This is a genomic window from Demequina salsinemoris (assembly GCF_000974805.1).
GTDB classification, from domain to species: Bacteria; Actinomycetota; Actinomycetes; order Actinomycetales; family Demequinaceae; genus Demequina; species Demequina salsinemoris.
This window is the reverse complement of sequence record NZ_BBQZ01000002.1, coordinates 209,831-225,589: the sequence shown is the minus strand read 5'-3', so window position 1 is coordinate 225,589 and position 15,759 is coordinate 209,831. Positions and strand designations below refer to the sequence as shown.

Annotated in this window: 19 protein-coding genes; 12 read left to right on the top strand and 7 right to left on the bottom strand. The window is 69.9% G+C overall.

From position 1 onward, the window contains the following. Positions 1–40: 40 nt before the first annotated feature. Entirely contained in the window at positions 41–1,375 is a 1,335-nt protein-coding gene (locus AOP78_RS04630) for an LCP family protein (protein ID WP_236685295.1), read from the bottom strand. A 163-nt stretch (positions 1,376–1,538) separates the two neighbouring features. Here AOP78_RS04630 and AOP78_RS04625 point away from each other — a divergent pair, with 163 nt between their 5' ends. Beyond that, a complete protein-coding gene (locus AOP78_RS04625; protein WP_062202052.1) occupies positions 1,539–2,015 on the top strand; it encodes a CoA-binding protein in 477 nt (158 codons plus the stop codon). Between the two features lie 5 nt (positions 2,016–2,020). Here AOP78_RS04625 and AOP78_RS04620 read toward each other — a convergent pair whose 3' ends face one another. After that, positions 2,021–2,818 (bottom strand): LLM class F420-dependent oxidoreductase, encoded by a 798-nt coding sequence (locus AOP78_RS04620; RefSeq protein ID WP_062202051.1) that lies wholly within the window; start codon positions 2,816–2,818, stop codon positions 2,021–2,023. 308 nt (positions 2,819–3,126) lie between these two features. On the opposite strand from AOP78_RS04620, the gene AOP78_RS04615 reads away from it, so the two are divergent. Further along, the gene (locus tag AOP78_RS04615) at positions 3,127–3,693 is read left to right on the top strand and encodes a GTP pyrophosphokinase (RefSeq protein ID WP_236685315.1); all 567 of its coding nucleotides are present in this window, start codon (positions 3,127–3,129) and stop codon (positions 3,691–3,693) included. A gap of 175 nt (positions 3,694–3,868) precedes the next feature. On the opposite strand, the gene AOP78_RS04610 is transcribed toward AOP78_RS04615, so the two are convergent. Continuing rightward, entirely contained in the window at positions 3,869–5,014 is a 1,146-nt protein-coding gene (locus tag AOP78_RS04610) for a tyrosine-type recombinase/integrase (protein ID WP_062202050.1), read from the bottom strand. A gap of 233 nt (positions 5,015–5,247) precedes the next feature. Between AOP78_RS04610 and AOP78_RS15590 the strand changes: the two genes are divergently transcribed. The 8 genes from AOP78_RS15590 (at position 5,248) to AOP78_RS04575 (ending at position 10,136) form a co-directional block, all read left to right on the top strand. Continuing rightward, on the top strand, positions 5,248–5,481 hold the full coding sequence (locus AOP78_RS15590; protein WP_369401076.1) for a helix-turn-helix domain-containing protein: 234 nt from the start codon (positions 5,248–5,250) through the stop codon (positions 5,479–5,481). A gap of 135 nt (positions 5,482–5,616) precedes the next feature. Further along, positions 5,617–6,711 (top strand): AAA family ATPase, encoded by a 1,095-nt coding sequence (locus AOP78_RS04605; RefSeq protein ID WP_062202049.1) that lies wholly within the window; start codon positions 5,617–5,619, stop codon positions 6,709–6,711. A gap of 403 nt (positions 6,712–7,114) precedes the next feature. After that, positions 7,115–7,312, top strand: coding sequence for a hypothetical protein (locus AOP78_RS04600; protein ID WP_062202048.1), 198 nt, complete (start codon positions 7,115–7,117; stop codon positions 7,310–7,312). Further along, entirely contained in the window at positions 7,309–7,521 is a 213-nt protein-coding gene (locus AOP78_RS04595) for a hypothetical protein (RefSeq protein ID WP_062202047.1), read from the top strand. Before AOP78_RS04600 ends, AOP78_RS04595 begins: the two co-directional genes overlap by 4 nt. Further along, positions 7,518–7,784 carry a hypothetical protein gene (locus AOP78_RS04590; RefSeq protein ID WP_062202046.1) on the top strand — a complete coding sequence of 89 codons (267 nt, stop codon included), beginning with the start codon at positions 7,518–7,520 and terminating at the stop codon, positions 7,782–7,784. Before AOP78_RS04595 ends, AOP78_RS04590 begins: the two co-directional genes overlap by 4 nt. Further along, positions 7,781–8,374 carry a hypothetical protein gene (locus AOP78_RS04585; RefSeq protein WP_062202045.1) on the top strand — a complete coding sequence of 198 codons (594 nt, stop codon included), beginning with the start codon at positions 7,781–7,783 and terminating at the stop codon, positions 8,372–8,374. The genes AOP78_RS04590 and AOP78_RS04585 overlap by 4 nt, the downstream gene beginning before the upstream one ends. A gap of 63 nt (positions 8,375–8,437) precedes the next feature. Continuing rightward, positions 8,438–8,836, top strand: a complete 399-nt coding sequence (locus AOP78_RS04580) for a hypothetical protein (protein WP_152659403.1) — start codon at positions 8,438–8,440, stop codon at positions 8,834–8,836. Between the two features lie 475 nt (positions 8,837–9,311). Next, a complete protein-coding gene (locus AOP78_RS04575; protein ID WP_062202043.1) occupies positions 9,312–10,136 on the top strand; it encodes a hypothetical protein in 825 nt (274 codons plus the stop codon). On the opposite strand, the gene AOP78_RS04570 is transcribed toward AOP78_RS04575, so the two are convergent. From AOP78_RS04570 to AOP78_RS04555, 3 genes are all read right to left on the bottom strand, one after another. Continuing rightward, positions 10,089–11,054 carry an IS481 family transposase gene (locus AOP78_RS04570; RefSeq protein ID WP_062202042.1) on the bottom strand — a complete coding sequence of 322 codons (966 nt, stop codon included), beginning with the start codon at positions 11,052–11,054 and terminating at the stop codon, positions 10,089–10,091. The genes AOP78_RS04575 and AOP78_RS04570 overlap by 48 nt on opposite strands. Positions 11,055–11,896: 842 nt before the next feature. Next, positions 11,897–12,214: a DUF202 domain-containing protein gene (locus tag AOP78_RS04560; RefSeq protein WP_062202040.1), complete on the bottom strand. Its 318-nt coding sequence runs from the start codon at positions 12,212–12,214 to the stop codon at positions 11,897–11,899. Further along, a complete protein-coding gene (locus AOP78_RS04555; RefSeq protein WP_062202039.1) occupies positions 12,211–12,591 on the bottom strand; it encodes a YidH family protein in 381 nt (126 codons plus the stop codon). The genes AOP78_RS04560 and AOP78_RS04555 overlap by 4 nt, the downstream gene beginning before the upstream one ends. 176 nt (positions 12,592–12,767) lie before the next feature. Here AOP78_RS04555 and AOP78_RS04550 point away from each other — a divergent pair, with 176 nt between their 5' ends. Beyond that, positions 12,768–13,817: an alcohol dehydrogenase catalytic domain-containing protein gene (locus AOP78_RS04550; RefSeq protein WP_236685294.1), complete on the top strand. Its 1,050-nt coding sequence runs from the start codon at positions 12,768–12,770 to the stop codon at positions 13,815–13,817. 21 nt (positions 13,818–13,838) lie between these two features. Here AOP78_RS04550 and AOP78_RS04545 read toward each other — a convergent pair whose 3' ends face one another. Next, on the bottom strand, positions 13,839–14,723 hold the full coding sequence (locus AOP78_RS04545; RefSeq protein WP_062202037.1) for a helix-turn-helix transcriptional regulator: 885 nt from the start codon (positions 14,721–14,723) through the stop codon (positions 13,839–13,841). A 150-nt stretch (positions 14,724–14,873) separates the two neighbouring features. On the opposite strand from AOP78_RS04545, the gene AOP78_RS04540 reads away from it, so the two are divergent. After that, the gene (locus AOP78_RS04540) at positions 14,874–15,758 is read left to right on the top strand and encodes an aldo/keto reductase (RefSeq protein ID WP_062202036.1); all 885 of its coding nucleotides are present in this window, start codon (positions 14,874–14,876) and stop codon (positions 15,756–15,758) included. Position 15,759 lies beyond the last annotated feature (1 nt).

Here is a 15,759-nt window from a genome sequence, read left to right as displayed (position 1 = left end):
GACCCGACGATCGTACCGACCGGCGGCCACCCACGAGGACCTACTCGACGCCGCCGACCTCGCTGCCGGCCTCGAACTCGCCGTTCGCGATCTTGTCCCAGAAGGAGTCGATCGTGTCGGGGTCGAGCAGGACGGTCGACTGGCCGCCAACGCGGTAGTTCATGCTCGCGATCGGCGGGGTGCCGGTGACCGCTCCGCTGCCGCGCGCGCTGTTGAACACGAGGGCGGCCTGCACGAGGTCGAGCGTGTGGGTGTCCTCGTCCACGGCGAACGCGTCAAGCCCTGCGTCCGCGATCTTGTACGCCCGGAAGGGGTTGAGGAACGTGGCGGGCGACAGGATGCCGTCGGCGACGGCCGCGATCACCTGCTGCTGACGCTGGGTGCGGCCGATGTCTCCGAGCGGGTCGCTGTAGCGCATGCGGGCGAAGGCGAGCGCCTTCTTGCCATGCACCTTGTGGCAGCCGGCCTTCCACTCGAGGTGGCTCTTCACGTCGTCGACGTCGTAGTCGAGGCACAGCTCGACGCCGCCGATCGCGTTGACGATGCCGACGACGCCGGAGAACCCGACCTCGATGTAATGGTCGATCGTGAGTCCGGTGAGCTGCTCGACGGTCTCCACGAGCAGCGGTGCCCCGCCCCACGCGTAGGCCGCGTTGATCTTGCCCGAGCCGTTGCCGGGGATCTCCACGTAGGAGTCGCGCGGGATGCTGATGAGCGCCACAGGGCCGTCCTCGGGCTTGTGGAGCACCATGATCGTGTCGGTCCGCGCCCCCTCGGTGCCGTCATCCTTCCAGCCGTCGCGCGAGTCGGAGCCGACGATGAGGTACGTCTCGCCCGGGGTGTCGGCCGCGCCGCTCAGGGCGTCCACATGGTTGAGCCTCGACTCGACCCATACCCAGGTCACACCCAGCCCGATCACGAGGACGAGCAGCGCGGCCGTGAGAATCGTGCGCACGGGGCGGCGCTTCTTGCGCCTCTTGCTCGAGGTCCGGGCAGGGCTCTGGAGCGTGCCAGGCGGCGTCGAACCCGGCTCCGAGCCTCGGTAGGCCTCGGCGGCCCGTGCCCGCTGCTCGGCCGTGCCGGGCGTCGCGGGCTTCCGGCTGCCTGGCTGGATGGACGGAGGCGCGACCCTCGACGAGGACGATGCCGGGGTCGGCTTCATCACCTTGGTCGGCGGGTCGACGGGCGCGGCGGGCTGCTGCGGTGCGGGCCTGGTGGAGCGTCGCACCGGCTTGGGCTGGGACGAGGACTGCCCCGCGCCGGACCGCGAGGAGGCCCGTGGCACGCCTCCCTTGGGCTGGATCGACGGTGGTCGACGCGCGCCGGGCGCACCGTTCGACCCGTCGCGCCGGTCGTCTCCGCCAGTGTTGCTCACGGGGCGAGAGTACCGCCGGGCGCCCCGGATGTCGGGGAGGCGACGTTCGGTGCCAGAAGGTGCGCCGCCCGCGTCGTCGCCCCGCAGCGCGGTCCCGTTGCGACGCCCGCTGGGCGGGCGCACCATGGATCTCGGGCCTGCCGCCTGAGCGAAGGAGCATGAGATGACTAGCATCGCCGAGGCCGCCGAGGAGTTCCTGTCCCACCAGCGCATCGCGGTCACAGGGGTGTCGCGACACGGCGAGGATCACGGCGCGAACCTGGTCTACCGGCGCCTCAAGGAGCGCGGCTACGAGACCTTCGCCATCAATCCGAGCGCCGACCAGGTCGAGGGCGATCCCGCGTATCCGTCGCTCGCGGCGGTGCCGGGTGGCGTGGAGGCCGTCGTCATCGGCACCCGCGCCGACCGTGCGCTGGCGACCGTCAAGGAGGCCGAGACGCTCGGCATCAAGGACGTGTGGATGCACCGCTCGTTCGGACCGGGGAGCGTGGACGATGAGGCCGCGACGTACTGCCGTGAGCACGGCATGACCGCGATCGCGGGTGGCTGCCCGCTCATGTTCGGCAGGACCGCCGACGGCGGGCACCGCATGATGTGCACCTTCATGAAGCTCACCGGGAAGGTTCCCCGGACGGTGTGACGGGGTCAGCCGGCGTTCTGGCCGTCCCTCCACGACAGCCACTCGGCGACGGCCGCGAGGTCGGGGTCGGGCGCATCGAGCCCGATCGTGAACAGGGACGCCCCGAGGTCCACCTGCTCCTCGACCTCCGCGAGCGTCCGGTTGTGGATCTCGGTCGAGATCTCGATCTCGGACACGTCGCGTCCGACGGCCTCGCCGTGCTGCGCGAGGATGCCGAGCTTGCGCTCGAGCGTGGGCGCGTCGGCGAAGCTGTGCCAGATGTCGGCGTGCTTCGCGACCAGCCTGAGAGTCTTCTTCTCCCCCGCGCCGCCGATGAGGACGGGGATCTTGCGGGTGGGCGCGGGGTTGAGCCTCTCCCACCGCGCCTCGATGCGCGGCAGCGCCTCCCCCAGGTCGTCGAGGCGCGAGCCGACCGTGCCGAACTCGTAGCCGTACTCGTCGTAGTCGTGCTGGAACCAGCCCGAGCCCGTGCCGAAGATGAAGCGCCCCACGCCACCCTTGGCGCTGATGTGGTCGATGGTGCGGGCCATGTCGGCCTGGAGGTCGGGGTTGCGATAGCTGTTGCAGTTCACGAGCGCGCCGATCTCGACCCGCGTGGTCTGCTCTGCCAGCGCCGCGAGCATCGTCCATGACTCGAAGTGCAGCCCGCCCCTGTCCCCGCTGAGGGGGAAGAAGTGATCCCAGTTGAACAGGATGTCGACGCCCATGTCCTCGAGCTGCGTCGCGATGTCTCGGATGCGCTCGTAGGGCACGTGCTGGGGCTTGATCTGGACGGCGATGCGGATGGGACGTGCGGCGGTCATGGGTGCTCCTCGCGGACGATGCTGCTTTCCGGGCGGGCGTCTCGCGCGGGTACGCTGGAGCGCCCTTCCTCTCACTCCACCCTAGCCATGGACGATGGGAGGAGGGCAGGCGCGACCCGGCCGCCGCGTCGTCGGCGTGTCTGGAACCCCCGGACGACGCCGCACGTCATCCATGCAGAGGGCCCACCGGCCCACGCCGCCCAACGAAGGACACCATGACGCTGAACACGCCCGACGCTCTCGCGCTCGTGGAGTACTCGGCCGGACCGATCGGCGGGCCGGAGCAGGTGAAGGCCTGGCGACGCGAGATGCAGCGGTTCCTCCTTCAGTACGAGTTCGGCATGCGGGAGATCGAGACGAAGCTGTCGATCCTGCGCGATGAGTTCCTGGAGCTGCACGACTACAACCCGATCGAGCATGTGACGAGCCGCGTGAAGTCGCCTGAGAGCCTCGTGGAGAAGATCGACCGCAAGGGCGTCGCGCACGACCTCGAGGCGATCCGCGACAACATCACCGACATCGCGGGGATCCGGGTGACCTGCGCCTTCGTGTCCGACGTCTACCGTCTGTTCGATCTGCTCACCCAGCAGGACGACGTGACGGTCCGCGCGGTCAAGGACTACATCGCGGAGCCGAAGCCGAACGGCTACCAGAGCCTGCACGCGATCGTCGAGGTGCCGGTCTTCCTGTCCTCGACCACGGTGCACGTTCCCGTCGAGGTCCAGTTCCGCACGATCGCGATGGACTTCTGGGCGAGCCTCGAGCACAAGATCTACTACGAATATTCGCGGTGTCCCCATCGCTCCTGGTTGCCGCGCTTTCACCCGACCAGACTGGCGATTACCAGGGCTAATTTCGGTGAATGTTGTTACTGACTGTTACTCCCTGGGACATCTGGTGCTGACTAGGTGCTGACCAGACCAGGACTCAGGGCCGAGGCGCTGACGACGCGCTGACCGGACGCCCGCGAGGAGCCGACAGAGACGGCGAAGGGGGCCGCGCCACCCCTGTCGAGCGGCACGACCCCCGGTGAGGACCGTCAGGTGCGCGTCAGCGTTTGAGGAGCGCGTCGAGCACCTGGCGAGCATCGGCTTCCGCGCTGGGGAGCATGTGAGCGTAGGTGGACAGCGTGATCGCGCTCGTGGCGTGGCCGAGGTACTTGGACACGGCGGCGACGCCGACCCCTCCCCCGAGGAGCTGGGACGCGAACGTGTGGCGTAGGACGTGGGAGCCGTTCGCGCGCGTCTGCGGCACTCCTGCGGCCTTGAGCGCGGGTTTCCACGCGCTCGTGACCATGTAGCGATGTCCGAGGGGACGCTGACGCCGCGTGGTCAGCAGGAGCGCGACGGTCGTCGGCTCGCCGTCGAGCGTCTGGTCGCGTGAGGCCCACGGGAGCGTGACGGGCTGGGCTGGGAACTTCTCTAGGTGCTCTCGGATTGCGTCGGCCACGTTGCCGGGGAGCGGGACCTCGCGGGTCTTTTCGCCCTTGGGGAGCGCGTAGACGGGCTGGTGTGCGTCGAGGCGTACTTGGCGACGGACCTGGACCATTCCGTTCACGAGGTCTACGTCGTGTAGGCCGAGGCCGTACGTCTCGCCCTGGCGAAGCCCTAGGCCCGCGCCGAGGTCCACCAGGAGCCGGTATCGCTCAGGCAGGGCCGTGCGGACGGCGGCGAGGGTGTCGGCGTCCCATACTTCGACGGGACGGGAGACGGGGCGAGGGGGCTTGACCGAGCGCGCGGCGCAGGGGTTGGTCGCGATCAGTCCGTCATCGACGGCGGCTCCGAGCATCGCGGACAGCACCCGGAAGCGGTGCAGTCGGGACGACTCCGCGCCGGGCATGACGGCCAGCCATTCGCGGATATGGGTGGGTGTGAGGGCGTCCAGGGGTAGCGGTCCGAAGGTGGGGACGATGTGGCGGCGTACGACGGTGGCGCGCTGGGCCGTGGCGCTGGGGCCGTAGGGCTGTGCGGCTTGCCACCTGGTCGCGTACTCCTCGACGGTGGGCATCGTGTCGGGGGTGCGTTTGATCGCGCTGGGAGTCTCGCCCCGGTCGAGGGCGCTATCGACCTCGCGGGCGAACCGTTCGGCCTCTGCCTTGTAGGTGAACGCGCGGGAGCGTTCGCGCTTGTCCTCGCGCCATACGACGAGCCAGCGGCGTCCCTTGGTTGCGCGGCCCTTGTCTCGAATCCATGCCATGAATACATTTTGTAGTAAGTTTCATAGTTCCCCTTACAGGTCATACAAAATGTATGTGTACCAGCTACTTTGCTGGCGTGTCGGTTCGCGAAACAGTCAGTAACGGGATTATGGTCAGCAAAGCGACCGCCGAGAGGCCCCGCCGACCACCAACCCATCGCGCCCCAACTGAAAAGGCAACATGCGAACCAAGGAGACGGACATGAGCGCACCTAGCACGAGGAGCACCCGCTTTGACCGCCATCCCGACCCGCACGGACCAGGCACCCGCAAGTCCGCTGGTCCCCGGAATCCTTCTCACTGACGCCGAGGCCGCGAGCTATCTGCGGCGTACACCGGGAGGTCTGCGAGTCATGCGCCGCCGAGGGCAAGGCCCGAGGTTCGTTCGCGATGACCGCCGCATCTGGTACCGCTCCGAGGACATACTCACGTACATCGAGGAGAACCTGACGACGCCCGGCGCATGACTCCGAACATGGCGACGGCGGCCCGGTGCAAGGGCCGCCGTCAGATGTCCACGACTACGCGGGGTGTGTGGGACGCGACCACGGTAACCCATCCCTGTGACAACGACCAGGCCCTCGACGCCGAGGGGGTCGAGGATGACTGAGCCGCGCACCTACGCACCCGACAGCGACGGAGGTCCCCCGCGCTCGACGTACGGGATGCCGCCCAGGTTCGACCCGACCGACCTGCTCGCCCGGATCGCAGCTGGTGAGCGTGATCCGGGTCCGTCGCTCGTGCCCGTCGAGGACCGGGAGACGGGCACACCGACCGGGGCCGCACTGTGGACGCCGGGCACGGACAACGCGATCATCGGCCCGCGAGGATCGGGCAAGTCATGGTTGGGCTTGTTCTCTGCGGCGTCCGTCATGGCCCGTGAGGGCTGGCCCGTGTTCATGCTCGACGTGGAGCATCGTCCGCGCCGCGCGTACGAGCGGCTGACGCTCCTGGGACTCGACATCGACACGATCCTCAGCCGGTTCGACTACCGGCAGATGAGGCACATGCCGGACAGCATCGAGCTATGGGTCGAGGCTGAGGTCGAGCGGTCCGTCGAGGTCTACAGCGGCGCGCTCGTGCTGATCGACTCACGAGGGGCGAGCATGGCCCGCACGTACGCCGGGGGCCGACTGACCGAGAGCGCGCCCGACGCCGACCTGTGGCACACCCGCTACGTCGCTCCCCTGCTCGATGTGGGAGCGACCGTCGTCCTGGTGGACCACACGCCCAAGGGCGACGCCAAGGCCCGCGACTCCGCTGGATCGCTTAGGAAGGATGCCGCGATCCAGGGCACCATCCTCCGCGCCGACGTGATCGAGCCACCGACCCGCACTAACGCCGGAACCTTCCGGTACTGGCCCGTCAAGGACAACGACGGCTGGCACGACGAGGGCCGAGCCGTCGCTGACTTGCGGCTCGCCCCCGACGACGACGGCCTCGACGCGCGTCTCGTGGCCCCCAGCACCTCGGGTAGCACCGCTCCCTCGACGCCCGCTCGCCCTGTTCGAGCTGCCGCCGTGTGGAGGTTCATCGAGGCCCATCCAGGGGCCAACGTGACCGCGATCCGCAAGGCCGTCAGCGGACGCGGGACGGCAGTCGATGATGCCCGCAGGTGGCTTGTCGATCACGGCCACGTCGTGCCCGATGGGGACGGCTTCGAGGTGTCCGGGGAGGTGCCCGAATGGGTCCGTTGAGCGTGTCCCGACGTGTCCCATCGTGTCCCGTGTCCGGGACACGGTTAGCGTGTCCCGCATTTTTCCTGGTACATACCGTGTCCCACCGTGTCCCACCGTGTCCGGGACACGGCAAAAGGCCCCGTGTCCCGTGTGTCCCACCCCTTAAGGGGGGACACGCGGACACGGGCCATGCCCTGCCGAGACCGGGACACCGACCAGCACACCGGGGGCATCCATCCGATAGCGGAGCACCAGAGGCCGGAGACGGGGTGTGTCCAGGGTGGGCCGCAGGCCCATCGCGGAGCGACGGCGAAGCCGCCCTTGACTCGCCCCGACGCAGGCCGGATGCTCACGCGCCGGATGGACGCCCCAAGGCGACCTTGCAGACCGAGACGACCACGACCACGAGAGGAACCCGAGCATGAACATGACCCGCGACCAGCAACGGCTCGCCCACGCGATCCGCGCACTCGCCGCCGATCCCGACGACCAGGAGGTGCGGACCCGCGCTCACGACGCTGGACAGCGGCTTACGACGCACGAGGTCCGGCAGGTGCTCGACACGTTCACCGACGCCGAGGTACAGCGCGCCGACATCACACGACGGAGGCGCGAGTGATCGACCCCGACGCCGACAACCTCGCGGCGGCGTTCCGCGAGTTCCTCGCCGTCCACGTCGCACAGGACGACCCGGACGCCGAGCCTTTGGCGTCTCTACTCGACAGGGCCGCGCTGATCGTCACAGACGCCCCCGAGGAGACGCTCAGCAGGCGCGGTGTCCAGGCGGCGCTGCTAGAGCGGCTGAGGAGCACCAGGGGGCCGCTGTGAGGCGACGGGAGCGCGATCACGTCCACGACGTGCTGACGTGGGACGAGTTCGTGGCCGCGCTGCTCGCCGCCCGCGACGACCCCGGACACTGGTTCTGGGACTGGATGGACGCACGGCCCGCGCTGCGCGATCACGTCCACGGCTGGTTCCTGGCCTGGTTCTCCGAGACGGTGCCCGACGCCGCCGACATGACGCCCGACATGCTCGCGGGCTACACCGAGGCTCTAGAGAGCCTGACCCGAGGGGAAGGGGAAGGACCATGACGACGATGCAGCACCCGGAGCGGTGGGAGCGTCAGGACGGGGAGACGCCGAGGGCGTTCGGCGCGTTCGCCCACTATCGGGACGCCGGGCCGACGCGCTCGCTCAGATCGACAGCCGAGGCCGTGGGCGTGTCCCATCGCACCGTGTTCCGCTGGTCGAGCGCGCATGAGTGGGTGTCGCGGGCCGCGTGGTGGGACGCCGAGTGCGACCGTGCCCGCCAGCGTGCCTACCGTGCCGCCGTGATCGACGCGCAGACCGAGCGGCAGGCCCGCGCCGAAGCCGCCTCAGGCATCGCGAGAACGGCGCGTGAAGCGATGAACCTCGCGGACCTGCCCCCGAGCGAGGTACGCCACTGGCAGGCCCTCGCAGACCGGCTCACGGCTGACGCCTACGGCCTGGGGACCAGTGAGGACGTTCCCGTGGTGCAGATGCCGCCAGGCCCGCCCACGAGCGCCGAGGCCGTCGCCCGCCTACGTCTGGCGGCACGGCAGGCGACTGAGGCCGCTGACGCTGCCGAGGCACGGCTGGGTGGACCCGTGGCCGAGGCCGAGGGCGTGGTGCGCCGCATCGCGGAGTCCGACGCGAGTTAGCGCGGAGGTGCCGAGTCCGCGTGAAAGAATCGGGCATCGACTCGGACGCGACTGGGGGCGTACGTGAACTGGGGACACGTGGTTTTCTGGGTTGGCATGCTTGCTTTCTGGGGTCTGTTGGGCTTCCTGGTTTGGCTATGCCACGGCACCGACGTTTTCCGGAATCCGCAACGCTATTCGCAACGCCGAGTCGTGGCCGCGACCACAGCCGTGCTGCCGATCATCGGCATGCTCACGGCCGCTGGCACCGCGTTCGCCAACGCTTCCTGGAAAGACTCCAATGTGTACAGCCGAGGCGCTTGGATCGCGGCCTTCTTCCCAGAACGGTCGCTTTACGAGGCACTTGGAGTGTGGGCGGTAGCGGCGTGGTTCATCGCCTGGGGTTTCTTCACGGCATGGTTCACGCGCTACACGATCCGGCGTCTGACCCGGCAGCGCATCGAGGCTGGCGTGCGCGACTGACACCACGCGCGTACGGTGGGGGGCAAGCGTCGCCCACCCGAAGGTGCGATGCACGCCGCTGGCAGAAGGGCCGGGCCTGAGGATCACTGGATTCCGTCATGCCCCGACACAGCGACAAACCCACCGACGCCGAGCGCGCAGCCCGAGACGAAGCCGCCCGCGCCCGCACCGCCGAACAGTCCGCCCGCGCGTGGGCGCGCATCCTCGCGACCCGCTGCCCCACGCACGACGTGCCCGCTGGCATGGAGTGCTGGCCGTCCGGGGGTCACACCGCGATGTGTGGTGATCGTATGGCCGCAGCGGGCTACCCCAAGCCCGAGCCGGGCGCGCCGCCGCCCAAGTTCCACACCCCCGCGCTGCGCGCCCCAACGCCGGACGGCACGCGACCCGTCACGGACGCCCCCGGCGCGCGCCCACGACAGGACACGAACGCACCCAGACGACACAGCAACCGACACCGCAACAGGGGGCAGGCATGAGCAAGCGCAACAGGTTCCAAGCCGAGTTCGAGGCCGTGGACCGGACACAGCCGGTCAAGGATCTACCCGAGGGGGTGCGCGGGTGCGCGCGGTGCGGGCTGGCGGTCAGGATGGAAACCGAGCCGCCCACGGTCACCGTCACCACGATGGGGACTGAGACGACGCTGAGCATGGGGCTGACGCCCCAGGGTGGCGGGCAGGTGGTCCTGCCGTTGTGTCAGGCGTGTGCGGCCCGTCGCGACCTCGCGCAGCGTTGGGCGCACGACGACGCGCTACGACGCCGCTACGGTTCCCCGGACATCGTGGCGGCGCGCGTGTGGTGTGCGTTGGACGGGTGCGAACTGGCGGGCCAGGCACCGCCGACGACGGCCCCGGACATGCTGCGCGTGGTCGCCGCGATGATGGACGCGGGAGCCGCCGCCCAGTTCGCCGCACGCCTGTCACCAGTGACGGTCAAGGGCGCGAACGCGCAGCAGGGGACGCTGACCCCGTGGGGGCACGTGAGCGACGACGACCGCGACGACGCGCGCGCCGCCTACGTGGACATGCTCGCGGCCAAGGTGGACCGGCCCACGCGCCAGCCGTGCCCGTCCGGGGGGTGCCTGTATTGCGGTGTGGACGCGGTGACGGCGCTGACCCGCTCGAAGCCGTGGACGCCGCACACGTTCCGCGTCAAGTCCATTGGGGGCCGGGACAATGCGGCGCGGGCGGGGTTCCTGTGCCCGACGTGTGAGCGCGCCTACGTCACCGAGGGGGCCAACGGCCCCAGCGCGCTAGATGTTCTTCCCCGTGAGGTTGTGAACGCGGTCGGCTGGTGTTGAGCCGTCGAGCGCGGTGTGGGGTCGATGGTGATTGTAGTGATGGAGCCAGTCCGCGTAGGTCGCGGCGCGGGCCGCGTCTGAGCGGTAGGTCTCGGCGTAGGCCCATTCGGTGGCCAGGGTGCGGTTGAAGCGTTCGACCTTGCCGTTGGTTTGCGGTCGGTAGGGGCGGATGCGGACGTGCTTGATGTCCTCGCCGAGCGTCTTGGCGAACAGCCGTGAGCGGTAGCACGAGCCGTTGTCGGTCATCACGGCGGTCACGGTGATGCCATTGTCGGCGAAGAACGCTCGGGCACGGATCCAGAACGCGGCTGCGGTCTCCTTGCGTTCGTCGTCGAGGTGCTCGGAGTAGGCCAGGCGGGTGCAGTCGTCGACGGCGTGATGCAGGTAGGCGTATCCCCGGCCACGGGTGCGGCTGTTGCGTCGCCCGGCTTGGCGTCCGAGCTTGCGCCAGCCACCGCCGTCGGGGATGCGTCCGAGCTTCTTGATGTCGACGTGGATCAGCTCGCCCGGAGCGTCCTTGGCGTAGCGCACGGGCTTGGGCTTGCGCACCGTGAGTCCGGTGGCTTGATCAAGATGGTGCAGCAGCGGCATCCGGTAACGCTCAAGCACTCGGCCGACCGTGGAGCGAGGGATTCCCAGGTGGTAGCCGATGCGGTGCGGACCCCACCGGCGAGTGAACCGCAAGGCGATGATCCTGCGTTCCCTGCGCACGCTGAGACGTCCAGGGCAGTGGCGAGGCCGTGAGGATCTGTCAGTGAGCGCTACGCCGTCGCGATACCGCCGAGCCCACCGCGACGCGGTCGCGGGCGAGACCTGGAACCGTTCGGCGGCACGGCGCACCGTCCAATGCTCATCAACGATGAGAGAAGCAAGCCGGCGACGCCCCTCGGGCGTCAAGGGAGCGTTAGCGTGGGTCACGAAGGCCTCCGTGGAACGAAGTGAGTGTGGTAACCCACATCGTCCCGGAGGCCTTCGCCTACCTCACACGTTCACAACCCTCCGGGGAAGAACAGCTAGAGCGGTCCCTGTTGGAGTTCGTCGGCTATCGCCAGCGTCGGGAGGATCGCCCCATGCTGGACGGGCTGACGGCGTGGTGTGTCACGGGTAGCGATCCTGCCCCGGAGCCGTGGGCGTGGGTCGCGGGGCTGGACGCGCTGCGCGGCGAACTGGACCGGCGCGGGTGACGGTGCCCGCCGCGCACTGTACGGTTCAGGTAGATCGACCCCGACCTCGCGCGCTGCGCTGAGGGGGCGTCGCGACCACCGTCGAGGGGGTCGAAACGGACCAGAAAACGGCCCTTGTCCGCGCTGGTGCTGACCTGGTGCTGACCAGACAGCAAATCGACGTGCATCGCGCCTGGTAGATCGACTTTCATGAAATACCTACTACAAGTACGACAAGGACGTGCCCGACGAGCTGACCGACGAGCTCAGGGAGGCCGCGGTCGCGGCGTCCGAGCTCGACTCGAGGATGACGCGCCTGCACTCCCAGATCAGGGGCCCTCGCACGCAGTAGCGGCGGACGTCCGCGAGCGCCGCGGCAGCCCACGAGCGCCGCGGCAGCCCGCTTGCCGGCCCCTTCGGCCCGCGCGCGGACACTTTCTGACACAGCGCGGGATCGCTCATCGGCGTGTCGCGGGCGACACGCCGGGGCACAGGGCCGTCCTGTGTCAGAGCGTGCCCAGCCTGCGCGCGCATCGCCGCGATCGGGTCAAGTGAAACGCGGTGAGCCTCGCCGCTCAGGCCACGGCATCTCAGGCCTCAGCGCACCGCCATGACGAGGCAGGCCGATGCCATCGCGACGACGGCGCCCGCGAGCGCCGCGTGCGAGCGCCCGCCGGACCCGAGCCTCTCGCCTCCCGTGAGGGTGCCGTGCCGGCGGTGGTAGCGGCGAGACGCGAGCGCGTAGGCGACCACTGCGAGCACCAGGCCCACCGCGGACAGCGCGACGACCGCTGGCCCGGCGGTGTCGCCGCCGTACTTCGCGAGCCCGAGCGCCCCCACCGCGATCGCGAGGCACGTGCGCCGCCACGCGAGCAGCGTGCGCTCGAGCTGGAGGCCTTCGTCGTAGACCGTCATCGCAGCGCGACGCCCAGCACGACGGCGACCGCCGCGCCGACGAACCCGATCACGAGCACCAGCGCCACGCGCGGCGGCCCGAGAGGACGCCCCTCGCGCATCGCGCGCTCGGTGCGGACCCAGCCGAACCAGGCCTGCAGCGCGGCGAGGATGCCGACCGCCAGCAGCGCGAACGCGGCGACGCTCCGCAGCGTCGCGTCGATGGGCACCTCGAACGCGTCAAGCGCGAGGCCGCCAGCGAGCAGCGCGAGCGCGGTGCGGATCCAGGCGAGGAACGTGCGCTCGTTGGCGAGCGAGAGACGCGGGTCGGGGTCGTCGCCCACGTCGTAGACCGCCCGCGGGAACCGCTGGCGCTCCGGAGCCTCGTCGCCGGCCATCTCGGCCTCCTCTCCTCTGAGCATCCTCGCACCCGCGGGCGGTTCGCAGGCGGTCGTGCGCCGCGCATCCGGACTGGAACGGGCGCAGACGAGCCGCCGTGCATGGTCATGAGCGCCCCACCGCCCGGGGTAGCGTGCCACTGGCGGCGTCGGCCGCCCCGACGAGAGGAACACGAGTGCGCGCAGCAGTGATGTACGAGGCAGGGGACGTCCGCGTGGAGACCGTGCCGGATCCCGTGCTCGTCGAGCCCACCGACGCGATCGTGCGCGCGGTGCGCTCCTGCATCTGCGGCTCGGACCTGCACCCGTTCCACTCGAAGCCCGCGGGCACTCCCGCGAAGGCCATGGGTCACGAGCAGATCGGCGTGGTCGAGGAGCTGGGCTCCGAGGTGACGGGTGTCGCGAAGGGCGACCTCGTCGTCGTCCCGTTCGCCTACGCCGACAACACGTGCCCGACGTGCGTCGACGGCTTCCACACCGCGTGCCCGCACGGTGGCTACTACGGCTCGAACGGCGTTCCCGGTCTGCAGGCCGAGTACTCGCGCATCCCCCAGGCGTCCGGCACGCTGGTCAAGGTTCCCGGCGTCGACGCCGCGAGCGCGGACGATGCGCTCCTCAAGTCGCTCCTCACGCTCTCCGACGTCTACCTCACCGGCTATCACGCGGCCTTCATGGGCCGGGTCGCGCCCGGCAAGACCGTCGCCGTGGTGGGCGACGGCGCTGTGGGCCTGTCGGGAGTGCTCGCGGCGAAGCGCATGGGCGCCGAGCGGATCATCCTCATGGGCCGACACACCGACCGCACCGACCTGGGCCTCGCGTGGGGCGCGACGGACGTCGTCGCCGAGCGCGGCGAGGAGGGCATCGCGAAGGTCCTGGACCTCACCGACGGGCTCGGAGCGCACGTGGTGCTCGAGGCCGTGGGCCTCATGCCCGCCTACGTCCAGTCCCACTCGATCGCCCGCACGGGCGGAGTGATCTCGCGCGTCGGCGTGCCGCAGTACGAGGACGCGGGCGTCGGCTGGGGCTCGCTGTTCGGCCGCAACCTCACGCTCACGGGCGGCGTGGCGCCGGTGCGCGCCTACCTCGAGGACGCGATCCAGGACGTGCTGAACGGCGTGATCGACCCCGGCAAGGTCTTCGACCGCACGATCGGCATCGAGGACGTGCCCGCGGGCTACGCGGCGATGGACCAGCGCGAGTCGCTCAAGGTGATGATCGAGTTCTGACGCCCGGCGGCGCACCGCAGCTCAGCGCGAGGTGCCGCTGACGTCCGCGAGCAGCCCCTGCGCCTCGCGCTCGTCGGCCCAGTGCTGGAGCAGCGTGAGCTGATCGGCGGTCGGGGTGCCGGGCGTGACCGCGTACACGAGCAGGGTGAGGTCGGGATCGGAGGGAAGCTCCATGCCCTCGAACTCGAGGTCGAGCACGCCCACGGCGGGGTGCTTCAGCCGCTTGCGGCCCGAGCGATGGAACGTGACGTCGTGGCGCGCCCACAGGGTGCGGAACGCCTCGGAACGGGTCGACAATTCGCCGATCAGCTGCGTGAGCGCCTTGTCTCGCGGACGCTTGCCCGCCTCCATGCGCAGCAGCGCGGTCACGTCGGCCGCGGCCTGATCCCAATCGACGAAGAACTCGCGCGAGCCTTCGTCGAGGAACACGTACCGCGCGGTGTTGGTCGGACGCTCGGGGCTGTCGAGCAGCGGCGAGTACAGGGCACGCGACGCACGGTTGTGCGCGAGGTGGTCCAGCCGCCCGTTGCGCACCCATGCGGGCGCCGAGATCGAGTCGAGGATCGCCTGGATCGTCGGCCGCACGGTCGACGCGGGTCGCGCCTTGGAACGGGACGATGCGGGCCCCGCCGCCCGGGCGAGGTCGTACAGGTGGTCACGCTCGGCATCGTCCAGCTGGAGGGCTTGTCCGAGCGCGTCCAAGACCGACTCGGAGGCGCCTGCAAGGTTCCCGCGCTCGAGCCGCACGTAGTAGTCGACCGAGACGCCCGCGAGCATCGCGACCTCTTCACGGCGCAGCCCGGGGACGCGGCGGTTGCCGCCGAAGGCGGGCAGCCCCGCCTGCTGCGGCGTGATGCGCGCGCGCCGGCTGCGCAGGAAGTCGGTGATCTCGTTCCGGTCCGTCATGCCATCACCGTACGGCGACCGCCCTGGATGAGGGAGGGACGGCGAGTGCCTGCCTCGCGACGGCAAGCCCACCGGCTCCACCGGGGCACGCCCGTTCGGGGTAACGGCAGTCCCTCCCTGGCCCGCATCGTCCATGCGTACCGTGACCGCATGATCACTCTCACCCTGAACAACGGCGTCGAGATGCCCGCCCTGGGCTACGGCGTCTTCCAGACACCGCCCGCCGAGACCGCGACCGCGGTCGCCGAGGCCTTTCGCGTCGGCTACCGCCACATCGACACCGCCGCGGCCTACTTCAACGAGGCGGGCGTCGGCGCGGCGATCGCCGCATCGGGCCTGCCCCGCGAGGGCCTCTTCCTCGAGACCAAGGTGTGGGTCAGCGACTACGGCTACGACGAGACGCTCCACGCGTTCGACAAGGCCAGCGCGAAGCTCGGCGTCGAGCAGCTCGACCTGCTGATCCTGCATCAGCCCGCCCCGTCCCGGTGGGAGCGGGTGGTCGCCGCCTACAAGGCGCTCGAGACCCTCTACGCGGACGGCAAGGTGCGCGCGATCGGCGTCAGCAACTTCATGCCCGACCACCTGGCGCGACTGCTCGGCGAGACCAGCATCGTCCCTGCCGTGAACCAGATCGAGGTGCACCCGCACTTCCAGCAGCGCGAGGCGCAGGAGGCGAACGCCGCGCATGGGATCCTCACGCAGGCCTGGTCCCCCATCGGAGGCATCACGTTCTACCCGGGCTTCACGGACGGCAGGTCCTCCACGCTGAACGATGCGACGATCGCCGCGATCGCGACGACGCACGGCAGGACGCCCGCCCAGGTGATGCTGCGCTGGCACCTCCAGGAGGGCCGCTCGGCCATCCCCAAGTCGGTGACGCCCTCGCGCATCGCCGAGAACTTCGACGTCCTCTCGTTCACACTGTCCGAGGAGGAGGTCGCGGCGATCGACTCCCTCGACACGGGAGTGCGCGGCGGCCCGGACCCCGAGGCCGCGCGCGACGAGTGGTTCGATCACGTGATCCCCGAGGCTTAAG